This is a genomic window from Bacillus sp. FJAT-27986, from assembly GCF_001685035.1.
In the GTDB taxonomy this organism is placed as follows: Bacteria; Bacillota; Bacilli; order Bacillales; family Pradoshiaceae; genus Pradoshia.
In genome coordinates, this window is record NZ_MAYV01000004.1 from 1 (window position 1) to 20,031 (window position 20,031).

Genomic DNA, 20,031 nt, shown 5'->3' on the forward strand with positions numbered 1-20,031 from the left:
TCCTCATGTGAAAAGAGAAACTATTCGGTATTAGCACCGGTTTCCCGGAGTTATCCCAATCTTAGGGGCAGGTTGCCCACGTGTTACTCACCCGTCCGCCGCTAATCGTTGGGAGCAAGCTCCCTCAGATTCGCTCGACTTGCATGTATTAGGCACGCCGCCAGCGTTCGTCCTGAGCCAGGATCAAACTCTCCGAAAGATGTTTGATCTAGCTAAATTTTAAAGCAAATTGACGAGATTTTAAAAATCTCTTGTTTTTAGACTTGCTTGGCGTTTCGTTTTGTTTAGTTTTCAAAGAACAATCTGTGTTGCTTGTTTCAGCGACTTTTATATATTATCAAATTCGCTTTTTGTTGTCAACAACTTTTTTTAAAAGTTTTTTTAGTCGATTTCTTTCGTTTCGACTTCGTTCGTGACAACGTATATAAATATATCAGCATTTAAATTCCAAGTCAACACTTTTTATCAAAATTATTTTCTGTTTTTATAGGTGTATTCAAATACCTTAAATACTCGCTTTTCGGAGCAATTCTAATTAGGAGTTTTAACAAAAGCTTATATCTTTCTTCAATTGCTCTTTGAACAATTGGATGATGGATTTTTATTCTTTCATCCGTACGAATTTCATCCATTTCTCTCTTAATTAAAAACTCTAATTCCATACCTTCTTTTTCCGTCAGTAAAACCCCCAGCACGATATCCCTCCTACCTAATGATCAACAGGGATATGTTACATCATTCCTTTAAATTTTATACAAGCTATTTTTTTAACTGTAATATTTGTCCCACCCAGCAAATACATTACATTAAAAGCTGATTAATTAGATGAGGTGAATAACATGCCCTTTTTTTATGTAACAAATGCACGCAGAGGAAAGCAGCTAATATTATTACTAATTATTACATTCTTCACAGCCCTATTTTTTTATGTGGAATTCCTCGCAGTCTCACCCTCTTTCTCAATCAATGGGAAACCCAAGATTATATACAAAGGAGAAAAAGGAGTAGCTTTGACCTTTAATATCGGCTGGGGCGATGAAAAGGCTGAAGATATTCTAAAAGCTTTAAAACAGGAAAAAATTCATGCTGCCACGTTTTTCTTAGCAGGCTCTTGGGTTGAACGGCATCCCCATATTGTTAAGATGATTAAAGAACAGGGCTACGAGATTGGCCTTCTAGGATATTCCTATATCGATTACACGGAGCTTGAAGAGCCTGGCATCCAAAATGATATATCTAAAGGGCTTGAAGCCTTCCGAAAAGCTGGAATCGAAAAGCCGCTCCTATTACGGACTCCTACTGGGGATGTAGATAGACGAGTATTAAAAATTGCCGAGAAGTCGAACCTTACAATGGTTCATTGGAGTGTCAATTCTATGGATTGGAAAAACCCAGGGACAAAGATTATTGCCCAGAATGTCGCTCAGGCCAAAAAAGGGGATATCATCTTACTTCACGCTTCTGATGCCGCCATACAAACCGCTAAAGCGATCCCCCTCATTAAAGAGGAATTGACTAATAAAAATCTGAAACTACTCTCTGTCTCTGAAATGATATCCAACTCTAAATCAACCAGCCACGAAATTAGCAGGATACCCTATATGGTAAACAGTAGTCATTTAATGATTAAGGAGACTCTTCAATTAAACTAAAAAAGCCGCACTCCTTTACGAGTGTGCGGCTTTTTGCTGCGTGCGTTTCATACGTTCCTTCGCAGCTTCTTTTGATTTCTCATGGTATTTTGGCAAAATCAACAGCTGATAAGTGTTACAGATAAGCAAAGGGATTAACATGAAATACATATAACTTTCATCATTTACCCTAAGCACCGGGAACCATTCTATTACTGTTACTACAACCATAAAAAACAAGGTAGGTATAAAGGCACTTTTATTTGTTTGTTTAACTTTCAGCACACCTACTATTAACGCTACTACTAAAATTAAGATAGGGTACCATATATATGAAAAGGCACCTTCTGTTTTATTTCCAAAAAACACAAACCGTAAATAAGCTAGGTCAACTAATACAAATACAGTAAGCACCAATTGAATGGCATGCCAGACAAAAACAGATCTAAACATTTCCATTCCCAGTCTATGAACGGTTAAATACGCAAAAAAACACATCTGGCTAATAACACTGAATATTAACCCAACTCCAGCCATCCACAAGAAGCCAACTAGTAATTCAACTGGTGTCTTAAGTGAAAACTCATTCCATTTTGCAAATAAACCAACGACCCCCGCTGTAACACCACCTATCAGCAAGGTATTCATAAATAGCTTCACCCAATATCGACTGCTCATTTTTCCCCACCCTCTATGTATGTTCTACTAAATTGTACCAACCGTTGTCATGAAAATCTATTAATTCATTTAAACACGTATATTTTTTTATTCTCGATTCATATTATCAATGTAGATTTATTAGAGGAGGATTCAATAGATGACTACTATATTCAAGTGTGCTCTTGGTCTTATCTTATGCCTGTTCACTTTAACCAGCTGCAGTGAAACGAATACAGAATCAAGCGAAGAAAACTATAGTGAAACTAAAAAAATCATTGTAGATGTCTTAAAATCAGATGAAGGAAAGAAAGCAATAGAGGATATCCTTCAAGATGAATCAGTTAAAACCGAATTAATTATGAATCAGGAGGATATTTCAAATACCATTGAGACAGTATTAACTTCTGACAAAGAAAAAAAGTTCTGGGAGAATGCATTCAAGGATCCGAAGTTTGTAAAATCTCTTGCAAATGGACTGGAATCCTCTCATAAACAGATTCTTAAAGATTTAATGACTGATCCGGAATATATGGCATTATTAACAAATGTCCTAAAGGATTCGGATATGAGAAAAGAATTCACAGAAATTATGCAAGGTAAGGACTATCGCAAAGAGCTTCAATCCGTCTTAACAGAGGTCATTGATAGCCCGCTCTATAAGGCAAAGATAGAAGATATCCTACTAAAAGCGGCTGATGAAAAATCTAAAGAGAATAGTTCAAACAATAAGAAAGAAAATCAAACATAAATAAAACGCCTCCATTCAACGGAGGCGTTTACTTATCATTTATTAACCATTTCAGTTACTTTCTCAGCTATATCTGTAAACATCCTTCCGGTCGGGTGATCTTCTGCGTAGATTGATGGCGCAAACTCCTCATCATTCCAATCAGGCTGTCCAAGAGGAAGTTTGCCTAATAATTCTGTATTAAGCTCTTCCGCTAGCTTTTCTCCGCCACCTTTACCGAAGACGTATTCTCTTTCGCCGGTTGTTTTACTCTCAAAGTAAGACATGTTTTCAACAACACCAATTACCTCATGCTCTGTGCGAATTGCCATAGCACCCGCTCTAGCAGCAACAAACGCAGCTGTAGGGTGCGGAGTGGTAACGATGATTTCTTTACAGGTTGGCAGCATGGAATGAACATCCAAGGCTACATCTCCAGTTCCAGGAGGAAGGTCAAGCAACAAATAATCCAAATCTCCCCACTCTACTTCCTGGAAAAAGTTATTCAGCATCTTTCCAAGCATCGGACCTCTCCATATAATTGGTGCATTATCCTCAACGAACATCCCCATAGAGATCACTTTTACACCGAAACGATCAACTGGGTATATACGTTCCTCTTTAACAGTTGGACGCTTATCAATCCCCATCATATCCGGAACACTAAAACCATAAATATCAGCATCCACCAGGCCAACCTTTTTACCAAGGCGCGCCAAAGCCACTGCCAGATTTACAGAGACTGTAGATTTGCCGACTCCCCCTTTTCCACTCGCAATTGCAATAAAGGTAGTGTCACTATCGAGTAATCCTTTTTCTTCTTTCGGCAAAGACTCACGGAATTTAGCCAAGGCATCCTCTGGCAAGTCAGCAAAACGAATGCCAACTGTATCCGCCCCAGCCTCCTTTAATGTATTTACAACCATTTGTTGGATTTGCAGCTGTTCAGCCGTACCTGTTTTAGCAATGGCAATTTTCACGCTCACATGCCGCTTTTCCTCTTTAATCTTTATCTCTATAATACCGTTTGTTTCTTTAAGGGTTTTATTTAAAAATGGATCTTTTAATTCTTCAAGTAATTCCCGTACCTTTGCTTCTGTAAGCACGAACGACACCTACCTTGTATGTATTTGTAACCGCTATTAGTATAACATATTCAATAGGTATCATTTGCTAAATTGATTCTGTATTTTCAATCTTCTTCATGTTCCTTTAAAAAATATCTAATCACTCCCGTATAGATTGAGAGTGCGATATCATCCTGATACACTTTGTTTTGTAAATTGCGTCTTTCTTCATCATTTGAAAGAAAGCCTACTTCTACCAGAACTCCCGGTTTATTCGCATGCTTGACTAAATATACACTTTCCATTGGTTTGGCATGCCTTTTCGTATTTTTTAAATTACGAATAAACTCCGCTTGGACCAATTTAGCTGCTTGCTTATTTTCAGAAAACTTAGGTGAATAAAATGTTTGGGCTCCCTTCGAATTTACCTGTGGAAAGGCATTGGCATGCACGCTAATATACAAATCCGCCTCAGAATTGTTTATAAATTTAGTTCGTGTAATTAAATCCGTCCGCTTCCTTTCCCGTATACTCCTGGAGTCAGAACCAGCAAGATCTACATCTTTTTCTCTTGTCATTAAAACAAGGGCACCTTGTTCCTGCAGGTAATCCCTTAGTCTTAACGAAATTGGCAATGTTACATTTTTCTCGATTACACCATTAAAGGTCGCCCCGCCATCTATCCCTCCATGTCCCGGGTCAATGACAATAACTTTTCCAGCCAAGGGCAGATTCCACTGCTGAAATGATACACGCTGGTTCATCCTGTATGACATCATTAAAAACAGAAGAACTACCCCAACCACAAAACAGGTCGTGAGAACCTTCTTATGAACATTCATATCTTATCCCCTTTACCCCATAATCCACTATTACTATATCTTATGGGACAAGGAGTTTAGATAGAACAAGCTAGATCTATTTCATCCTCATTTTATAGCGATTAATTCCTTTTGCGTATCCTTCCATCCACCATGCCGTTACATATTCATCCGTCAAACCGCGCAATGTTTCTTGTATAAAGGGAGAGCCATTTTCCTCCGATTGATAAAGGTAGTAAAACAATTGCTGTGAGAGCATATCAATTTCTTTTTTTGCTCTCTCTTTTATCCGCTCTGGCGACTCTCCATACCGATTAAACTTACTATAATATCCACCTAGAAGGAATCCCTCCACTGCAATATCATAGCAATGCTCTTCAGCAGGCTCAATCGAGTATCCCGGAAAGCATTTTAACCCTTTAGCAAGATGGCGATATTGCCTCCCTAAAAGTTCAAGCGAAAAATCCTTCAGTATCTCACGCTCATATTTCAACCGCTTTTCTTTACGAAAAGCAGCAAGATTTACAACTGTATTCATTAAACCACCTCTAAATCAAAATATAATCATCAATAGAACTTAGTTAAGATATACTCTATTGTTTGATGGATGGCATAGACTCATGCCATGGGATAAATGGGAAATGTAAGGAGAAGTTATAAAATATCGTATATAAGGAGGTGTTAATCGGATCGATATGTGATATCAGGGTCTCTTTTCGAGCCACTTTGTTTAGAATATACTCGTCTTCTTATTTAATTCTGCCAAATATCTAATGAATCCAGCCACTTTCTATTTGATCCGGCCAAACGGATTATTAATCCAGCCGAATTAGCTCATAATCCAGCCAATCCATCCCGAATATTAATCATACGTAACCGAGCTAATCTGGATCACTCCAGCCAAACCAAACTTCGCTTACACAACTAAGCCGTCTGTTGGTCAATATGTCCAAACATAACAAAAAAAGACCCCCAGACAAATGTCTGAGAGTCTTTTGAACGCAATTGTAAAATTAACGTTTTGAGAACTGAGGTGCACGACGCGCGCCTTTAAGACCGTATTTTTTACGCTCTTTCATACGTGGGTCACGAGTTAACAATCCTGCACGTTTTAGTCCTGGACGGTATTCTGGATCTACTTCAAGTAATGCACGAGCGATACCGTGACGGATAGCGCCTGCTTGACCTGTGTAGCCTCCACCTTTAACGTTTACTAAAATGTCATAGCTGTTTGTTGTTTCAGTAACAACTAGAGGTTGTCTTACTACTTCACGAAGTGCTGCGAATGGAATGTAGTCATCGATTTGACGATCATTGATAATGATGCGGCCTTCACCTGGAATCAAACGCACACGAGCAACGGAGCTCTTACGTCGACCAGTACCGTAATATTGTACTTGTGCCAATGTTATATCCTCCTTTAATATTAACCGCGAAGCTCAAGAACTTCAGGTTTTTGTGCTTGATGTGGATGCTCAGCTCCAGCATATACGTTTAATTTTTTACCCATTTGACGACCAAGAGATCCTTTTGGAAGCATACCTTTGATAGCTTGCTCCAACATTTTCTCTGGGTAGTTAGTTCTCATTTCAAGAGCAGTTCTTGTTTTCAAACCACCTGGGTGCATGGAGTGACGGTAGTAAATTTTATCAGTTAATTTCTTACCAGTCAGTTCGATTTTAGATGCATTGATAATAATCACATGGTCACCAGTGTCAACATGTGGAGTATAAGTTGGTTTGTGTTTACCTCTAAGAATTGAGGCTACTTGTGATGCTAGACGACCTAAAGTTTGACCTTCGGCATCTACAACGTACCATTTACGTTCTACATCACTAGCTTTCGCCATATACGTCGTACGCATTGATTTACCCTCCTAAAAATAGTTCATTGTTTCATTTTTTTGATAAAATTTGTGGCTCTATCTAAACACGAAATAGTTTCCGGGGCTATTCTCGTGGTTTTAACATACCAAAGGATATGATATACCGTTTTTCGGCCATTGTCAAGAAAATGTTACACCTGGATTAGTTGTCATGGAATTTAGATTTTATTTATAATCTACTTTCCATAAATATAGCCCGTGTCCTGGTGCGGTTCTCCCCGCTTTCGTGCGATCTTGGGCAGCTATGATATCCTTCATATCCTCCGGACGACGTTTACCAATTCCAACGTCCAATAAAGTACCTACCATAATCCGTACCATATTATACAGAAAGCCATCTCCAACAAAACGTATGACCAATTGTTGATCATCTTTAAGAAAATTAATTGACTTGACCGTTCTTACTTTATCCACCACTTCTGTTTTAGCGGAGCAAAAACTGGTAAAATCGTGGGTCCCGGTTAAATACTCTGTCGCTCTCTCCATCATAGCTAAATCGAGTTTATAAGGATAGTGATAGGCATAATTTCGTATAAAGGGATCTTTTACTTCAGCCAACGAAATACTATAACGGTATTCTTTACCAACCGCATTAAACCTGGCATGAAATTCAGGATCTGCCTTCTCGATATCTACGATGGCTATATCTGCAGGCAGCATAGTTCCCAGTGCTTTTTTCCATCTTTCCGCAGGCAGCTCAAGTGGAGAGTCAAAGTGAATGACTTGCCCTTTGGCATGAACACCGGCATCTGTACGGCCTGAAGCAGCCACCTTGACCTCTCTTCCCTTATGCATGGTCATTAGGACCTTTTCCAATTCCAATTGAACCGTACGCTTGTCAGGCTGAATTTGGTAGCCGGCAAAATTTGTCCCATCATAAGCTATTGTACATTTGTAACGTATCATTCCAGTACTCTCCCTATTAGTTTCTAGTGAGGATAAGAGCGATTGATAAGAGGATGAGAGAGATGATTAAGATCATGTCAGAAAATTCCCACTTAAGAGCACGATATTTGGTCCTGCCTTCTCCGCCCCTGTATCCCCTTGCTTCCATCGCTGTAGCCAGCTCCTCAGCACGTTTAAAAGAACCTACAAATAATGGAACAAGGAGCGGGACGACTGCACTCAATCTTTCCTTCAGCGGGCCCGATGAAAAATCGACGCCTCTTGAGGTTTGTGCCTTCATAATTTTATCCGTCTCTTCAATCAACGTTGGAATAAAGCGTAATGAGATAGAAATCATTAATGCAAGCTCATGAACCGGGAATTTAATTTTCCTTAAAGGGTTCAATAGATATTCCATTCCATCCGTTATCTCAATCGGCGTTGTCGTAAGCGTCAGGATAGAAGTAACTAAGATTAATAATGTAAAACGCAAGGATATAAAGATCCCCATCTTAATTCCTTCATCATAAATATCAATACCGGCGAGCGAGAAGACAACCTCTCCTCTTTTTGTGAAAAACAGTTGTATAAGCAATGTTAGAATGATTAAAAAGATTACCGGCTTTAATCCCTGTAATAGGAATAGCGGTTTAATTTTTGTTAATCCTAGCAATACTAAGGTAAAAGTAATTAAAATGGCGTACGATATCCAGTTATTAGCCAGGAATACGATGCATACATAGAAAAAGACTAATAATAATTTTGCCCTTGGGTCCATTCTGTGGACAACTGAATCAGTTGGAACATAGCGCCCCATTATAAATTTATCCATCATTGTTGTCCACCTCCCAGGAGATTTGATATCTCGCTAATCAAATCATCCAATGACAGATGCTTCTTGGAGAGGACTAAACCGCTCTTTTGTTCAAATTCCATCTGGAATCGAATGGTATCAGGCACTGCCAGTCCTAAATCCATTAACGCCTCTGGATCAGAGAATACTTCATTTGGAGAGGCTTTTTTGACAATCGTTCCTCTATGCATGATAATCAGTTCGTCTGCGTATCTTGCTGCATCTTCCATGCTATGTGTAACCAATATGGTTGTAAGAGCCTTTTCCTTATGAAGGGCATGAAACATATCCATAATTTCTTTTCGCCCTCTTGGATCCAACCCGGCTGTAGGTTCATCCAGAACAATAACTTCCGGTTCCATGGCCAGTACTCCTGCTATAGCTACTCTTCGCATTTGACCGCCGGATAAATCGAATGGAGAAGACTCCATAATCGAATCGTCCAGACCCACTAATTTGATCGCTGCATACGCACGTTTTTTGGCATCTTCCTCACTCACACCAAAATTCATGGGTCCAAAGCAGATATCTTTTAATACGGTTTCCTCAAAAAGCTGGTGTTCAGGGAACTGAAAGACAATTCCTACTTTTTGACGGATGGCTTTCAAATTCTTTTCTTTCTTATCTGCGGAGATAACTCTTTCTCCAATGGTGACTTTCCCTTTTGTTGGCTTTAACAAGGCATTTAAATGCTGTAAGAGAGTAGATTTGCCTGAGCCAGTATGACCAATTACACCTATAAAAGAATTAGTTGGAAAACGAACATTAATATCATATAAAGCGCGATGCTCAAATGGCGTCCCCAGTTGATAGGTATGCTCTACTTCTTCAAGTGATATTTGCATAGTTCATTCACCAGCCCTTCTTCGGTGATTTGATCAGAAACCTGGATACCATTTTCTCTTAATGATTTAGAAAGTTTTATAGAAAACGGGATATCAAGTCCTAATTTCACAAGTTCTTCCTCTAACTTAAATATCTCAGCCGGACTGCCTTCCGCAAATATTTTCCCCTGATTCAATACAATCATCCGGTCAGCTCGGGCAGCTTCCTCCAAGTCATGAGTGATCGATATTACTGTCAATTGTTTGTCTTCCTTCAATTCTCTAATAATGCCAAGTACTTCTGATCTACCCAAAGGATCAAGCATGGAGGTGGCTTCATCCAGAATAATAATAGATGGGCGCAAGGCCAGTACACCTGCTATTGCAACACGTTGCTTTTGTCCACCTGATAAATGGTGCGGCTCTTGATCGAGAAACTCATCCATGCGAACTTTCCTTAATGCATCCTGGACACGGTTTATCATATCCTCTCTCTCAATGCCGGCGTTTTCTAAACCAAAAGCCACATCATCCTGCACAGTTGTACCTACAAACTGATTATCAGGATTTTGAAAGACCATTCCAATATGCTGTCGGATATCCCAAACAGTGCCTTCGCTCATGACCATATCATTGACCATGATCGTTCCTTCATTAGCAAAATAGAGCCCTATTAATAGCTTGGCCAATGTTGATTTGCCGGAACCATTATGCCCAACAATAGCGAGCCATTCACCTTCCTGGACTTTAAACGATACATTATCCAGAGCTTTATTCGTCTTCGCTTCATATTGAAAGGATATATTACTAACTTCAGCCAACGGTTTACTCATAGCTTCCTCCCTGTGCTGCTCTATTCTCTGCTTAGCTCAACTATTTTTGGATATAAAAAAACGCTGCACCCCTTCCGGATTATCCCAATGGATTTCCTGAATTAAGAGCAGCATTCACTTATCTTAATGTCAGACAACGTACGTTTTGTCTGTACAAGGGGTGCGAGAGCTAGACAAACATCAATTGGATCGTCACCCAATTCATGCCTATCGTAACGCTCTATCGTTTTTTGGATTATTCAGTAAAATAAGAGTAAAGCACATGCGTAAACGCATGATGCTTTAGTTAGCTTATACCAGAATCATTGGATTAAGGTATTTAATATAGGATATGGGTGTCAGATACTCTGTCCACCCCTACCCTTACATCATTAAACTAACTCGATAATTACCATTGGTGCTGCGTCTCCACGACGTGGACCAATTTTCATGATTCTAGTGTATCCACCTTGACGCTCTTCGTAACGAGGCGCGATATCAGCAAATAATTTTTGAACTGCATCTTGCCCAGTTTCAGCGTTTGCTACTTCGTGACGGATGTATGCAGCAGCTTGACGGCGTGCATGTAAATCTCCGCGTTTACCTAAAGTAATCATTTTTTCGACTACGGAACGTAATTCTTTCGCACGAGTTTCAGTCGTTTCGATACGCTCGTTGATAATTAAATCAGTAGCCAAATCGCGAAGCATTGCTTTACGCTGTGCGCTTGTACGTCCTAACTTTCTGTATGCCATGAAAGTTTCCCTCCTTTGTTGAAATAACTGATTCTATCTATTCATTCATTAATCGTCTTTACGTAGGGAAAGACCTAGTTCTTCTAGCTTAGCTTTCACTTCTTCAAGTGATTTACGGCCAAGATTACGAACTTTCATCATATCTTCTTCAGTCTTATTAGCAAGCTCTTGTACTGTATTAATACCAGCACGCTTTAAACAGTTGTAAGAACGAACAGAAAGATCAAGCTCTTCAATTGTCATTTCCAAAACTTTTTCTTTTTGGTCTTCTTCTTTTTCAACCATAATTTCAGCATTTTGAGCTTCGTCTGTTAAACCAACAAAGATATTCAGATGTTCTGTTACAATCTTCGCACCTAAAGCTATAGCTTCTTTTGGACCAGTGCTTCCATCAGTCCATACATCGATTGTAAGTTTATCATAGTTTGTCAGTTGACCTACACGAGTGTTTTCAACTTGATATGTCATCCGAGATACTGGTGTGTAAATGGAATCAATAGGGATTACACCGATTGGTTGATCATCACGTTTGTTTTGATCAGCTGGCGTGTAGCCTCTTCCTCTTCTAGCTACCAAGCGCATACGCAAGTGAGCTTTTTTAGAAAGGTGAGCTATCAGTAAATCCGGGTTTAGGATTTCCACATCGCTATCATGTGTAATATCTGCAGCCGTTACTGCCCCTTCCCCCTGAACATCAATTTCAAGAGTCTTTTCTTCATCAGAATAAATCTTTAATGCGAGTTTCTTAATATTTAGGATAATAGCAGTTACATCTTCTTCTACACCCTCAATAGTAGAGAACTCATGGAGCACACCATCTATTTGAATAGATGTAACGGCAGCACCAGGCAATGAGGATAGTAGGATACGACGTAAGGAGTTACCCAAAGTTGTTCCATATCCACGCTCAAGTGGTTCAACGATGAACTTACCATATTTTCCGTCTTCGCTGATTTGAACCGTTTCAATTTTTGGTTTTTCTATCTCGATCATTCAACAATACCCTCCTTCGTAACGTCGAAACCCCGGCTAGAAGAAGGTAGTGGTTTGCATCTAACCGAAATTCCCCAATATATACTCCCAATGTGCGCAACATATTTGTGATTTCCTTGAGAAAAGAAAAATCACTATATTACCCCATTATAGACAGGGAAATAAATTCTATTCAAACAATATTATACACGACGGCGTTTAGGCGGGCGGCAACCATTATGAGGTACTGGAGTTACGTCTTTAATTGCAGTAACTTCAAGACCAGCTGCTTGTAATGCACGAATAGCTGCTTCACGACCAGATCCTGGGCCTTTAACAGTAACTTCTAAAGTTTTCATACCATGTTCCATAGAAGTTTTAGCTGCAGTTTCTGCTGCCATTTGCGCTGCAAATGGTGTAGATTTACGGGAACCTCTGAAACCAAGTGCACCAGCACTTGACCAAGAAATAGCATTTCCGTGTGCATCAGTAATTGTAACAATTGTGTTGTTGAAAGTAGAACGAATGTGAGCAATACCTGACTCTACATTCTTTTTCACGCGGCGTTTGCGTGTGTTCGTTTTGCGTGCCATATCGACAAAACCTCCTTACTTATTATTTTTTCTTGTTAGCAACAGTTTTACGTGGGCCTTTACGAGTACGTGCGTTGTTTTTAGTGTTTTGTCCACGAACAGGAAGTCCTCTTCTGTGGCGTAATCCACGGTAGCAACCGATTTCCATTAAACGTTTGATGTTTAAGGAAACTTCACGTCGAAGGTCACCTTCTACTTTGTATCCATCGATAATATCACGGATTTTGTTCAATTCATCTTCAGTAAGATCGCGTACGCGAGTATCTTGAGAAACTCCAGCTTCTGCAAGTACTTTTTCAGCAGTTGGTCTACCAATACCGAAAATATAAGTTAAAGAAATAACAACTCGTTTTTCACGAGGAATATCTACACCTGCAATACGTGCCATTTATGTGCACCTCCTTCAAATATTACCCTTGTTTTTGCTTATGTTTTGGGTTTTCACAAATAACCATTACTTTACCGTTTCTACGGATAACTTTACATTTTTCGCAGATTGGTTTTACTGATGGTCTGACTTTCATTGTTTTCCCTCCTTATAAAATGCGGAGTGCAACCGAGATTATTTAAAACGATACGTAATTCTTCCGCGGGTCAAGTCATAAGGAGATAGCTCTACCGTCACTTTATCACCTGGCAGAATACGAATGAAATGCATTCTGATTTTGCCTGATACATGGGCAAGGACAGTATGGCCATTCTCTAATTCAACTTTAAACATAGCGTTTGGTAAAGTCTCAGTAACTGTACCCTCAACTTCAATAACATCATCTTTTGCCATTACAGTTCTTCTCCCTTCTTCTCTTGGCTTTTCATAAAATAAGTCAAAGCGAAACGGAGCTTTCCGTTCGTTACGCGACCTGTTTCCCCTAAACTGCTCTCCACTTCCTGAGACCAGTCTTCGTACAAATGAAGATGAAGTATGTTTTTACGCTTGGCAGAATCAAACTTACGCTTGTCTCCGTCAGCAATACAAACAAACTTTTCATCTAAAATTTTTACAATTATGGCATATTGATCGGTATCCCTGCCTTGAGTGACCCGAACAAATTGTCCCAACCGGGGAGATCTATCCTTTTGGACCAATCAAGATCACCTACATTTAAACTAATGTTAAGATTTCATAGCCTTCTTCGGTAATCGCAATGGTATGCTCAAAATGAGCACAGTTCTTCCCATCAACTGTAACAACTGTCCAGTTGTCGGCTAATGTTTGAACATAGCGGCTTCCTGCATTCACCATTGGCTCAACACACAGCACCATTCCCGGCTTCAATCTTGGGCCTTTATTCGGCGGACCAAAGTGAGGCAATTGCGGTGCTTCATGTAAGTCTTGACCGATACCGTGTCCGACATACTCTCTTACTATAGAAAAGCCGTTTTCCTCGACATATGTTTGAATAGCATGTGAGATATTAGAGAGACGTTGGCCTGGCTTTATTTCCGAAATCCCCTTATAGAGGGATGTTTCTGTTACTTGAAGCAGTCTCCTGGTTTCATCATCAATGTCTCCAACTGGATAGGTCCATGCTGAATCGCCGTGATAGCCATTAAGTTGTGCACCAATATCAATGCTGATAATGTCGCCGTTTTTTAATGTCTTATCCCCAGGAATGCCATGTACAAGTTCGTTGTTAACGGATGTACAAACACTGCCACGAAAACCATTATACCCTTTAAAGGACGGAATTGCATTATGTTTGCGTATAAACTTTTCCGCAATAGCATCCAGTTCCTTTGTTGAAACACCGGGTTTAATGTATTTTTGCAGTTCCTGATGTGTCAGAGCAACAATACGCCCAGCTTCACGCATGATTTCAATCTCGCGTTGGGTTTTACAAATGATCATCGAGACAAGCTCCCGAGAAGCTCTTCTATATCCGCGAAGACTTTATCAATCGGTTGTTGTCCGTCAAGATTTCGTAAATATCCTTTTCCTTCATAGAAGGTAATCAGTGGCTGCGACTGTTGAATGTTTACTTCGAGACGGGTTTGCACCGTATCGATGTTATCATCAGCTCTTTGGTACAACTCTCCACCACAGCGGTCGCACACGCCTTCTTTGGCAGGAGGATTAAATACTAGGTGGTAGGTAGCTCCGCAATCTTTACAGATGCGGCGGCCTGTCAATCGTTCTAACAAGCTATCTTTATTGACTTGTATATTAATGACATAGTCTAATTGACGATCCATTTCAGCTAAAAGCTGTTCAAGTGCTTCAGCCTGAGCAACTGTGCGTGGAAATCCATCTAGCAAAAAGCCTTTTTGGCAATCATCTTTAGCTAAACGTTCACGTACGATACCGATTGTAACTGCATCCGGTACCAGTTCACCTTTATCCATATATGATTTAGCTTCTAAACCAAGTGGTGTTTCCTCTTTCATAGCTGCCCGAAACATATCTCCAGTAGAGATATGAGGGATGTTGTATTCTTCTACTATTCTTTCTGCCTGAGTACCTTTACCGGCTCCTGGCAGTCCCATTAATACAAGATTCACACTTTTTCCCCCTAAACAATAATAGGCTTGGGGAGCATAATAGTCCCCGAAACCTTTTATTTAATAAAACCTTTGTAATGTCTTTTTACAAGTTGCGATTCTAATTGCTTCATTGTATCCAAGGCTACCCCAACTATAATCAAGAGACTCGTTCCACCTATTTGGGCAGATGATGGAAGATTGCCTAGCTTGATAAATATTACAGGAAGCACTGCGATGAATGAAAGGAATAGAGCCCCAACAAAAGTCAATCGGTATAATACTCTCGTGAAGTATTCCTGAGTGGCTTTGCCTGGACGTATTCCTGGTACATATCCACCTTGCTTCTTCAGATTTTCGGACAATTGCTCCGGATTAACCTGAATAAAAGCATAGAAATAGGAGAATGCAATAATCAAAGCAACGTAAAGGATCATTCCAACGGGTTGTGTGTAATCAAATGTTTTAGTAATCCATGTTGTTACACTATTCTCACCGAAAAATGATGCAATTGTTGGCGGAGTAATAATAAAGGAAACTGCAAAGATAACCGGAATAACACCAGCAGAGTTTACTTTTAAAGGTAAATGTGTGTTGTGTCCACCGACTGGACTTTTACCTGAAACCTGCTTAGCGTATTGAATAGGTACTTTTCTGTTTGCCTGTTGAATAAATATTACACCAACAACTACAGCGATGATTGCAAGTACAATCAATACAGCAATTGCTATATTAAGGAATAATGCATCTCCAGCATCTTCGAACATGGATGCATAAACCTGGTTGAGCGTAGAAGGAATTGCCGATACGATACCCGCGAAGATAAGGATCGAAATTCCGTTTCCTACTCCCTTAGAAGTGATTTGTTCACCGAGCCACAATAGAAATGCGGTACCGGCTGTTAATACAGTAGCTATTAACAGATATGTCGTAATTCCTGGATTATCAATCAAAGCTCCATTAGCCATGTTATTAAAACCATATGACATTCCAAGTGCTTGAATAAATCCAAGAACTATGGTTCCATAGCGGGTAAACTGAGCTAATTTACGCCTTCCAACTTCACCTTGCTTTGCCCATTCTGCAAATTTAGGAACTACATCCATTTGCAATAGCTGGATGATGATCGAAGCCGTAATATATGGCATGATCCCCATTGCAAGGATAGAGAAGTTACTTAAAGCTCCACCACCGAAGAAGTTCAAAACTCCAAATACACTTAACTCATCGTTCATTGCAAGAATGTCTGCATTCACACCGGGAACAGGTATAAAGCACCCGATGCGATAGATAACCAGCATTGCAAGAGTAAAGAGAATTTTATTCCTGATATCTTTCACTCGCATGAAATTACGCAATGTACGGAACATTAAATCACCTCAGTTTTACCGCCTGCGGCTTCAATCGCTTCTTTAGCAGCTGCAGAGAATTTGTGTGCTTTAACTGTTAATTTTTTCTCTACATTACCCTTTGCAAGAATTTTGATTCCTGCTTTTTCGCTTTTCACAACACCTGTTTCGATTAACAATTCAGGTGTTACTTCAGTACCATCTTCAAAGCGATTTAATTTTTCAAGGTTAACTGCTGCGTATTCTTTACGATGAATGTTTGTAAATCCGCGTTTAGGTAAACGTCTGAATAAAGGAGTTTGACCCCCTTCAAATCCTGGTCTTACTCCACCGCCGGAACGGGCGTTTTGACCTTTGTGTCCTTTAGTGGCAGTTTTACCATGACCTGAACCAATACCGCGGCCTACGCGTTTGCGTTCTTTACGAGAACCTTCTGCAGGTTTTAATTCATGAAGTTTCATGCTGGCACCTCCTTATATAAACGTTAGTAAGCTTAGATTTCTTTAACAGTAACAAGGTGAGATACCTTGTTAATCATACCGCGAATAGCGTCATTGTCGTTATGCACTACAGTTTGGTGCATTTTTTTAAGACCAAGAGTATTTACTGTTACGCGTTGATCTTCAGGACGACCGATTAAGCTACGCGTGAGGGTAATTTCTAATTTGTTAGCCATTTGATTTCCCTCCTTATCCTAACAGTTCCTCTACAGATTTACCGCGCAATTTTGCAACTTCTTCCGCACTTTTCATTTGTTTAATGCCATCAATAGTAGCACGTACCATATTGATAGGTGTGTTAGAGCCTAGAGATTTGGAAAGGATATCAGCGATACCTGCTAATTCAAGCACGGCACGAACTGGTCCACCAGCGATAACTCCAGTACCTTCAGAAGCTGGCTTCATTAAGATTTCACCAGATCCGAAACGTCCGATTACTTCATGAGGAATTGTAACTCCAACCATTGGTACAGTAACCAGGTTCTTCTTCGCATCCTCAACAGCTTTACGGATTGCATCTGGCACCTCTTGTGCTTTACCAGTACCGAATCCTACATGCCCATTTTTATCTCCGACAACCACTAGCGCTGTGAAACGGAAACGACGTCCGCCTTTAACAACTTTCGCTACGCGGTTGACTGTAACTACGCGTTCTTCAAGTTCTAATTTATTTGGATCAATGCGACGCATCTAATATGTCCCTCCTTTGTCTATTAGAATTGTAATCCGTTTTCACGTGCAGCATCTGCAAGTGCTTGTATACGTCCGTGATATAAGTATCCTCCACGGTCAAAAACAACTTCGGAAACACCTTTTTCTACAGCACGTTTAGCGATTACTTCGCCAACTTTTTTAGCTGCATCCACGTTACTAGTGGACTCAAGGCTAATTTCTTTATCAAGTGTTGATGCACTAGCTAAAGTAACACCATTAGCATCATCAATAAGCTGTGCATAAATGTGCTTATTGGATCGGAAAACATTTAAACGCGGACGAGACGGTGTACCCGCTAATTTAGCGCGGACACGTGCATGTCTTTTCTTACGAGTAGCGTTTTTGTTAGCCTTCGTGATCATTTACGACACTCCTTTCCTAAGCTTTAGGGCCTTTACTTACCAGTTTTACCTTCTTTACGACGAACTTGTTCGCCAGCATAACGGATACCTTTACCTTTGTAAGGTTCAGGAGGACGTACATCGCGGATGTTAGCAGCTAAAGCTCCAACGCGCTCCTTGTCAGTACCCTTGATTGTGATTTTTGTGTTAGCAGGAACTTCAATTTCAATTCCTTCTTCTGGTTCGATCTCAACTGGGTGAGAGTATCCTACATTCAATACAAGTTTCTTACCTTGTTTTTGAGCACGATAACCAACCCCGATTAACTCAAGATTTCTTTCGAAGCCTTGGGAGACACCTTCAACCATGTTAGCGATGATAGCGCGTGTAGTACCGTGCAATGAACGATGAAGTTTTTCATCAGTTGGACGGGATACATTTACGATATTATCTTCAACTTTGATTTCGATATCAGAGTGAAAAGTACGAGTCAATTCACCTTTTGGTCCTTTAACAGTTACTGTATTTCCGTTCAAAGTAACTGTAACTCCAGCTGGAATTTCTACAGGTTTTTTACCTACGCGGGACATTTCGTGCACCTCCATTCATCAGTGAAATGTTTATTACCATACGTACGCGATTACTTCTCCGCCAATTTTCTTAGCGCGTGCTTCTTTATCAGAGATAACACCTTGAGAAGTAGATACGATTGCGATTCCAAGACCGTTTAATACGCGAGGAACATCTCCTGCTTTTGCGTATACACGAAGACCTGGTTTACTGATACGTTTGATACCAGTAATTACGCGCTCGTTGTTAGCACCATATTTTAAGAAGATACGCAAGATACCTTGTTTATTATCTTCAATAAATTCTACGTCACGGATGAAACCTTCACGTTTCAAGATATCAGCTACATCCTTTTTCATTTTGGAAGCTGGAACTTCCAATTTATCGTGACGAACCATGTTCGCATTACGAATGCGAGTTAGCAAATCTGCAATTGGATCTGTCATTACCACAATGATAACCTCCTTCCCGTTTTCGGGTTTTACCAGCTAGCTTTTTTAACGCCTGGAATTTGTCCTTTATATGCTAGTTCACGGAAACAAATACGGCAAAGTTTAAATTTGCGGTATACAGAATGCGGACGGCCGCAGCGTTCGCAACGTGTGTACTCTTGTACTTTAAACTTTGGTGTACGTTGTTGTTTCACGATCATTGATTTCTTAGCCACTTTTTCGCCTCCCTTATTTAGCGATTACTTTTGGAATGGCATTCCGAATTGAGTTAGAAGCTCACGAGCTTCTTCATCAGTATTAGCTGTCGTTACGATAACAATGTCCATGCCGCGGACTTTGTTTACTTTATCGTAGTCGATTTCAGGGAAAATCAACTGTTCCTTAACACCTAATGTGTAGTTACCACGACCGTCGAATGCTTTTTTGGAGATTCCACGGAAGTCACGTACACGTGGTAGGGAAACTGCAATCAATTTATCAAGGAACTCATACATACGCTCTCCGCGTAGAGTTACTTTACAACCGATTGCCATGCCTTCACGAAGACGGAAACCAGCGATAGATTTCTTAGCTTTAGTTACAACTGGTTTTTGACCAGTGATAGTTGCTAATTCTTCTACAGCAGTGTCCAATGCTTTCGCGTTTGAAACGGCATCGCCGACACCCATGTTCACAACGATTTTTTCAAGTTTAGGAACTTGCATTACTGAATTGTATTCAAACTTGCTCATTAGAGCAGGAGTAATTTCTTTTTGATATTTTTCCTTAAGGCGGTTCACTTGTTGTACCTCCCTTCGTTTATGACTTATTTATCTAAAGATTCACCTGATTTTTTTGCTACACGTACTTTTTTGCCGTCGACTGTTTGATAGCCTACACGAGTAGGGTTACCAGTCTTAGGATCAATAATCATAACGTTAGAAACATGAATCGCTGCTTCTTGTTCGAAAATACCACCTTGTGGGTTCGCTTGAGAAGGCTTAGCGTGTTTCTTTACAATATTTACACCTTCAACAAGAACACGATCTTTCTTAGGGAATGCTTCAAGAACTACGCCTTGTTTCCCTTTATCCTTGCCGGAGATGACTACTACTTTATCACCTTTTTTTACATGCACGAGATTCGCACCTCCTTGAAAAGTC

The 20,031-nt window shown here is 40.0% G+C and carries 32 protein-coding genes and 1 rRNA gene; 2 read left to right on the top strand and 31 right to left on the bottom strand.

Features of this window, described 5'->3' with window-relative positions; all coding sequences use genetic code 11:
- Both A8L44_RS05560 and A8L44_RS05565 read right to left on the bottom strand, forming a co-directional pair.
- A 16S ribosomal RNA gene (locus A8L44_RS05560) occupies positions 1-199 on the bottom strand; the annotation flags it as partial.
- Between the two features lie 253 nt (positions 200-452).
- Complete coding sequence (locus tag A8L44_RS05565; RefSeq protein WP_066102874.1) at positions 453-695, bottom strand: hypothetical protein; 243 nt, start codon at positions 693-695, stop codon at positions 453-455.
- Positions 696-839: 144 nt separating this feature from the next.
- On the opposite strand from A8L44_RS05565, the gene A8L44_RS05570 reads away from it, so the two are divergent.
- Entirely contained in the window at positions 840-1,652 is an 813-nt protein-coding gene (locus A8L44_RS05570; protein ID WP_066102877.1) for a polysaccharide deacetylase family protein, read from the top strand.
- Between the two features lie 15 nt (positions 1,653-1,667).
- On the opposite strand, the gene A8L44_RS05575 is transcribed toward A8L44_RS05570, so the two are convergent.
- Complete coding sequence (locus A8L44_RS05575) at positions 1,668-2,309, bottom strand: KinB-signaling pathway activation protein (protein ID WP_066102880.1); 642 nt, start codon at positions 2,307-2,309, stop codon at positions 1,668-1,670.
- 139 nt (positions 2,310-2,448) lie between these two features.
- On the opposite strand from A8L44_RS05575, the gene gerD reads away from it, so the two are divergent.
- Entirely contained in the window at positions 2,449-3,039 is a 591-nt protein-coding gene (gene gerD, locus A8L44_RS05580) for a spore germination lipoprotein GerD (RefSeq protein ID WP_066102883.1), read from the top strand.
- A 35-nt stretch (positions 3,040-3,074) separates the two neighbouring features.
- On the opposite strand, the gene A8L44_RS05585 is transcribed toward gerD, so the two are convergent.
- The 28 genes from A8L44_RS05585 to rplX form a co-directional block, all read right to left on the bottom strand.
- Positions 3,075-4,124, bottom strand: coding sequence for an Mrp/NBP35 family ATP-binding protein (locus tag A8L44_RS05585; protein WP_066102886.1), 1,050 nt, complete (start codon positions 4,122-4,124; stop codon positions 3,075-3,077).
- Positions 4,125-4,210: 86 nt separating this feature from the next.
- On the bottom strand, positions 4,211-4,927 hold the full coding sequence (gene cwlD, locus A8L44_RS05590) for an N-acetylmuramoyl-L-alanine amidase CwlD (protein WP_066102889.1): 717 nt from the start codon (positions 4,925-4,927) through the stop codon (positions 4,211-4,213).
- Between the two features lie 76 nt (positions 4,928-5,003).
- A complete protein-coding gene (locus tag A8L44_RS05595; protein WP_066102892.1) occupies positions 5,004-5,444 on the bottom strand; it encodes a DUF2521 family protein in 441 nt (146 codons plus the stop codon).
- A 475-nt stretch (positions 5,445-5,919) separates the two neighbouring features.
- On the bottom strand, positions 5,920-6,312 hold the full coding sequence (gene rpsI, locus A8L44_RS05600) for a 30S ribosomal protein S9 (RefSeq protein ID WP_066102893.1): 393 nt from the start codon (positions 6,310-6,312) through the stop codon (positions 5,920-5,922).
- Between the two features lie 20 nt (positions 6,313-6,332).
- A complete protein-coding gene (rplM, locus tag A8L44_RS05605; RefSeq protein ID WP_066102895.1) occupies positions 6,333-6,770 on the bottom strand; it encodes a 50S ribosomal protein L13 in 438 nt (145 codons plus the stop codon).
- 186 nt (positions 6,771-6,956) lie between these two features.
- Positions 6,957-7,697, bottom strand: a complete 741-nt coding sequence (gene truA / locus A8L44_RS05610; RefSeq protein ID WP_066102898.1) for a tRNA pseudouridine(38-40) synthase TruA — start codon at positions 7,695-7,697, stop codon at positions 6,957-6,959.
- 16 nt (positions 7,698-7,713) lie between these two features.
- A complete protein-coding gene (locus A8L44_RS05615; protein WP_066102901.1) occupies positions 7,714-8,511 on the bottom strand; it encodes an energy-coupling factor transporter transmembrane component T family protein in 798 nt (265 codons plus the stop codon).
- Positions 8,508-9,374, bottom strand: coding sequence for an energy-coupling factor ABC transporter ATP-binding protein (locus A8L44_RS05620; RefSeq protein WP_066102904.1), 867 nt, complete (start codon positions 9,372-9,374; stop codon positions 8,508-8,510). The genes A8L44_RS05615 and A8L44_RS05620 overlap by 4 nt, the downstream gene beginning before the upstream one ends.
- Positions 9,350-10,186: an energy-coupling factor ABC transporter ATP-binding protein gene (locus A8L44_RS05625; RefSeq protein WP_066102907.1), complete on the bottom strand. Its 837-nt coding sequence runs from the start codon at positions 10,184-10,186 to the stop codon at positions 9,350-9,352. Before A8L44_RS05625 ends, A8L44_RS05620 begins: the two co-directional genes overlap by 25 nt.
- 371 nt (positions 10,187-10,557) lie before the next feature.
- Positions 10,558-10,920 (bottom strand): 50S ribosomal protein L17, encoded by a 363-nt coding sequence (gene rplQ, locus A8L44_RS05630; protein ID WP_066102910.1) that lies wholly within the window; start codon positions 10,918-10,920, stop codon positions 10,558-10,560.
- A gap of 48 nt (positions 10,921-10,968) precedes the next feature.
- On the bottom strand, positions 10,969-11,913 hold the full coding sequence (locus tag A8L44_RS05635) for a DNA-directed RNA polymerase subunit alpha (protein ID WP_066102914.1): 945 nt from the start codon (positions 11,911-11,913) through the stop codon (positions 10,969-10,971).
- 182 nt (positions 11,914-12,095) lie between these two features.
- Positions 12,096-12,485, bottom strand: coding sequence for a 30S ribosomal protein S11 (gene rpsK / locus A8L44_RS05640; protein ID WP_049672521.1), 390 nt, complete (start codon positions 12,483-12,485; stop codon positions 12,096-12,098).
- 22 nt (positions 12,486-12,507) lie between these two features.
- Positions 12,508-12,873 carry a 30S ribosomal protein S13 gene (gene rpsM, locus A8L44_RS05645; RefSeq protein ID WP_066102920.1) on the bottom strand — a complete coding sequence of 122 codons (366 nt, stop codon included), beginning with the start codon at positions 12,871-12,873 and terminating at the stop codon, positions 12,508-12,510.
- Between the two features lie 22 nt (positions 12,874-12,895).
- Entirely contained in the window at positions 12,896-13,009 is a 114-nt protein-coding gene (gene rpmJ, locus A8L44_RS05650) for a 50S ribosomal protein L36 (protein WP_017473641.1), read from the bottom strand.
- 38 nt (positions 13,010-13,047) lie between these two features.
- On the bottom strand, positions 13,048-13,266 hold the full coding sequence (infA, locus tag A8L44_RS05655; RefSeq protein WP_040372572.1) for a translation initiation factor IF-1: 219 nt from the start codon (positions 13,264-13,266) through the stop codon (positions 13,048-13,050).
- A complete protein-coding gene (locus A8L44_RS05660; protein WP_066102921.1) occupies positions 13,266-13,571 on the bottom strand; it encodes a KOW domain-containing RNA-binding protein in 306 nt (101 codons plus the stop codon). Before A8L44_RS05660 ends, infA begins: the two co-directional genes overlap by 1 nt.
- Positions 13,572-13,587: 16 nt before the next feature.
- A complete protein-coding gene (map, locus tag A8L44_RS05665) occupies positions 13,588-14,334 on the bottom strand; it encodes a type I methionyl aminopeptidase (protein ID WP_066102924.1) in 747 nt (248 codons plus the stop codon).
- On the bottom strand, positions 14,331-14,984 hold the full coding sequence (locus A8L44_RS05670) for an adenylate kinase (RefSeq protein WP_066102927.1): 654 nt from the start codon (positions 14,982-14,984) through the stop codon (positions 14,331-14,333). Before A8L44_RS05670 ends, map begins: the two co-directional genes overlap by 4 nt.
- A gap of 56 nt (positions 14,985-15,040) precedes the next feature.
- Positions 15,041-16,333 (bottom strand): preprotein translocase subunit SecY, encoded by a 1,293-nt coding sequence (secY, locus tag A8L44_RS05675; protein WP_066102930.1) that lies wholly within the window; start codon positions 16,331-16,333, stop codon positions 15,041-15,043.
- Positions 16,333-16,773, bottom strand: coding sequence for a 50S ribosomal protein L15 (gene rplO / locus A8L44_RS05680; protein ID WP_066102932.1), 441 nt, complete (start codon positions 16,771-16,773; stop codon positions 16,333-16,335). Before rplO ends, secY begins: the two co-directional genes overlap by 1 nt.
- A 32-nt stretch (positions 16,774-16,805) precedes the next feature.
- Positions 16,806-16,988: a 50S ribosomal protein L30 gene (gene rpmD, locus A8L44_RS05685; RefSeq protein WP_066102935.1), complete on the bottom strand. Its 183-nt coding sequence runs from the start codon at positions 16,986-16,988 to the stop codon at positions 16,806-16,808.
- 13 nt (positions 16,989-17,001) lie between these two features.
- Positions 17,002-17,502 (bottom strand): 30S ribosomal protein S5, encoded by a 501-nt coding sequence (rpsE, locus tag A8L44_RS05690; protein ID WP_066102939.1) that lies wholly within the window; start codon positions 17,500-17,502, stop codon positions 17,002-17,004.
- Between the two features lie 23 nt (positions 17,503-17,525).
- On the bottom strand, positions 17,526-17,888 hold the full coding sequence (gene rplR, locus A8L44_RS05695; RefSeq protein ID WP_066102942.1) for a 50S ribosomal protein L18: 363 nt from the start codon (positions 17,886-17,888) through the stop codon (positions 17,526-17,528).
- Between the two features lie 32 nt (positions 17,889-17,920).
- Positions 17,921-18,457: a 50S ribosomal protein L6 gene (rplF, locus tag A8L44_RS05700; RefSeq protein ID WP_066102944.1), complete on the bottom strand. Its 537-nt coding sequence runs from the start codon at positions 18,455-18,457 to the stop codon at positions 17,921-17,923.
- A 33-nt stretch (positions 18,458-18,490) separates the two neighbouring features.
- The gene (gene rpsH, locus A8L44_RS05705) at positions 18,491-18,889 is read right to left on the bottom strand and encodes a 30S ribosomal protein S8 (protein ID WP_066102945.1); all 399 of its coding nucleotides are present in this window, start codon (positions 18,887-18,889) and stop codon (positions 18,491-18,493) included.
- 29 nt (positions 18,890-18,918) lie between these two features.
- Positions 18,919-19,104 (bottom strand): 30S ribosomal protein S14, encoded by a 186-nt coding sequence (gene rpsN, locus A8L44_RS05710; RefSeq protein ID WP_053591330.1) that lies wholly within the window; start codon positions 19,102-19,104, stop codon positions 18,919-18,921.
- A 24-nt stretch (positions 19,105-19,128) separates the two neighbouring features.
- On the bottom strand, positions 19,129-19,668 hold the full coding sequence (gene rplE / locus A8L44_RS05715; RefSeq protein ID WP_066102948.1) for a 50S ribosomal protein L5: 540 nt from the start codon (positions 19,666-19,668) through the stop codon (positions 19,129-19,131).
- Positions 19,669-19,694: 26 nt separating this feature from the next.
- A complete protein-coding gene (gene rplX, locus A8L44_RS05720; RefSeq protein ID WP_066102951.1) occupies positions 19,695-20,006 on the bottom strand; it encodes a 50S ribosomal protein L24 in 312 nt (103 codons plus the stop codon).
- Between the last annotated feature and the right edge of the window lie 25 nt (positions 20,007-20,031).

Coding starts and splice junctions, on each gene's coding strand:
- A8L44_RS05570 (WP_066102877.1), top strand. CDS start 840: ATGCCCTTTTTTTATGTAACAAATGCACGCAGAGGAAAGCAGCTAATA.
- A8L44_RS05575 (WP_066102880.1), bottom strand. CDS start 2,309: ATGAGCAGTCGATATTGGGTGAAGCTATTTATGAATACCTTGCTGATA.
- gerD (WP_066102883.1), top strand. CDS start 2,449: ATGACTACTATATTCAAGTGTGCTCTTGGTCTTATCTTATGCCTGTTC.
- cwlD (WP_066102889.1), bottom strand. CDS start 4,927: ATGAATGTTCATAAGAAGGTTCTCACGACCTGTTTTGTGGTTGGGGTA.
- A8L44_RS05595 (WP_066102892.1), bottom strand. CDS start 5,444: ATGAATACAGTTGTAAATCTTGCTGCTTTTCGTAAAGAAAAGCGGTTG.
- rplM (WP_066102895.1), bottom strand. CDS start 6,770: ATGCGTACGACGTATATGGCGAAAGCTAGTGATGTAGAACGTAAATGG.
- truA (WP_066102898.1), bottom strand. CDS start 7,697: ATGATACGTTACAAATGTACAATAGCTTATGATGGGACAAATTTTGCC.
- A8L44_RS05615 (WP_066102901.1), bottom strand. CDS start 8,511: ATGATGGATAAATTTATAATGGGGCGCTATGTTCCAACTGATTCAGTT.
- A8L44_RS05620 (WP_066102904.1), bottom strand. CDS start 9,374: ATGCAAATATCACTTGAAGAAGTAGAGCATACCTATCAACTGGGGACG.
- A8L44_RS05625 (WP_066102907.1), bottom strand. CDS start 10,186: ATGAGTAAACCGTTGGCTGAAGTTAGTAATATATCCTTTCAATATGAA.
- rplQ (WP_066102910.1), bottom strand. CDS start 10,920: ATGGCATACAGAAAGTTAGGACGTACAAGCGCACAGCGTAAAGCAATG.
- A8L44_RS05635 (WP_066102914.1), bottom strand. CDS start 11,913: ATGATCGAGATAGAAAAACCAAAAATTGAAACGGTTCAAATCAGCGAA.
- rpsK (WP_049672521.1), bottom strand. CDS start 12,485: ATGGCACGCAAAACGAACACACGCAAACGCCGCGTGAAAAAGAATGTA.
- rpsM (WP_066102920.1), bottom strand. CDS start 12,873: ATGGCACGTATTGCAGGTGTAGATATTCCTCGTGAAAAACGAGTTGTT.
- rpmJ (WP_017473641.1), bottom strand. CDS start 13,009: ATGAAAGTCAGACCATCAGTAAAACCAATCTGCGAAAAATGTAAAGTT.
- infA (WP_040372572.1), bottom strand. CDS start 13,266: ATGGCAAAAGATGATGTTATTGAAGTTGAGGGTACAGTTACTGAGACT.
- map (WP_066102924.1), bottom strand. CDS start 14,334: ATGATCATTTGTAAAACCCAACGCGAGATTGAAATCATGCGTGAAGCT.
- secY (WP_066102930.1), bottom strand. CDS start 16,333: ATGTTCCGTACATTGCGTAATTTCATGCGAGTGAAAGATATCAGGAAT.
- rplO (WP_066102932.1), bottom strand. CDS start 16,773: ATGAAACTTCATGAATTAAAACCTGCAGAAGGTTCTCGTAAAGAACGC.
- rpmD (WP_066102935.1), bottom strand. CDS start 16,988: ATGGCTAACAAATTAGAAATTACCCTCACGCGTAGCTTAATCGGTCGT.
- rpsE (WP_066102939.1), bottom strand. CDS start 17,502: ATGCGTCGCATTGATCCAAATAAATTAGAACTTGAAGAACGCGTAGTT.
- rplR (WP_066102942.1), bottom strand. CDS start 17,888: ATGATCACGAAGGCTAACAAAAACGCTACTCGTAAGAAAAGACATGCA.
- rplF (WP_066102944.1), bottom strand. CDS start 18,457: ATGTCCCGCGTAGGTAAAAAACCTGTAGAAATTCCAGCTGGAGTTACA.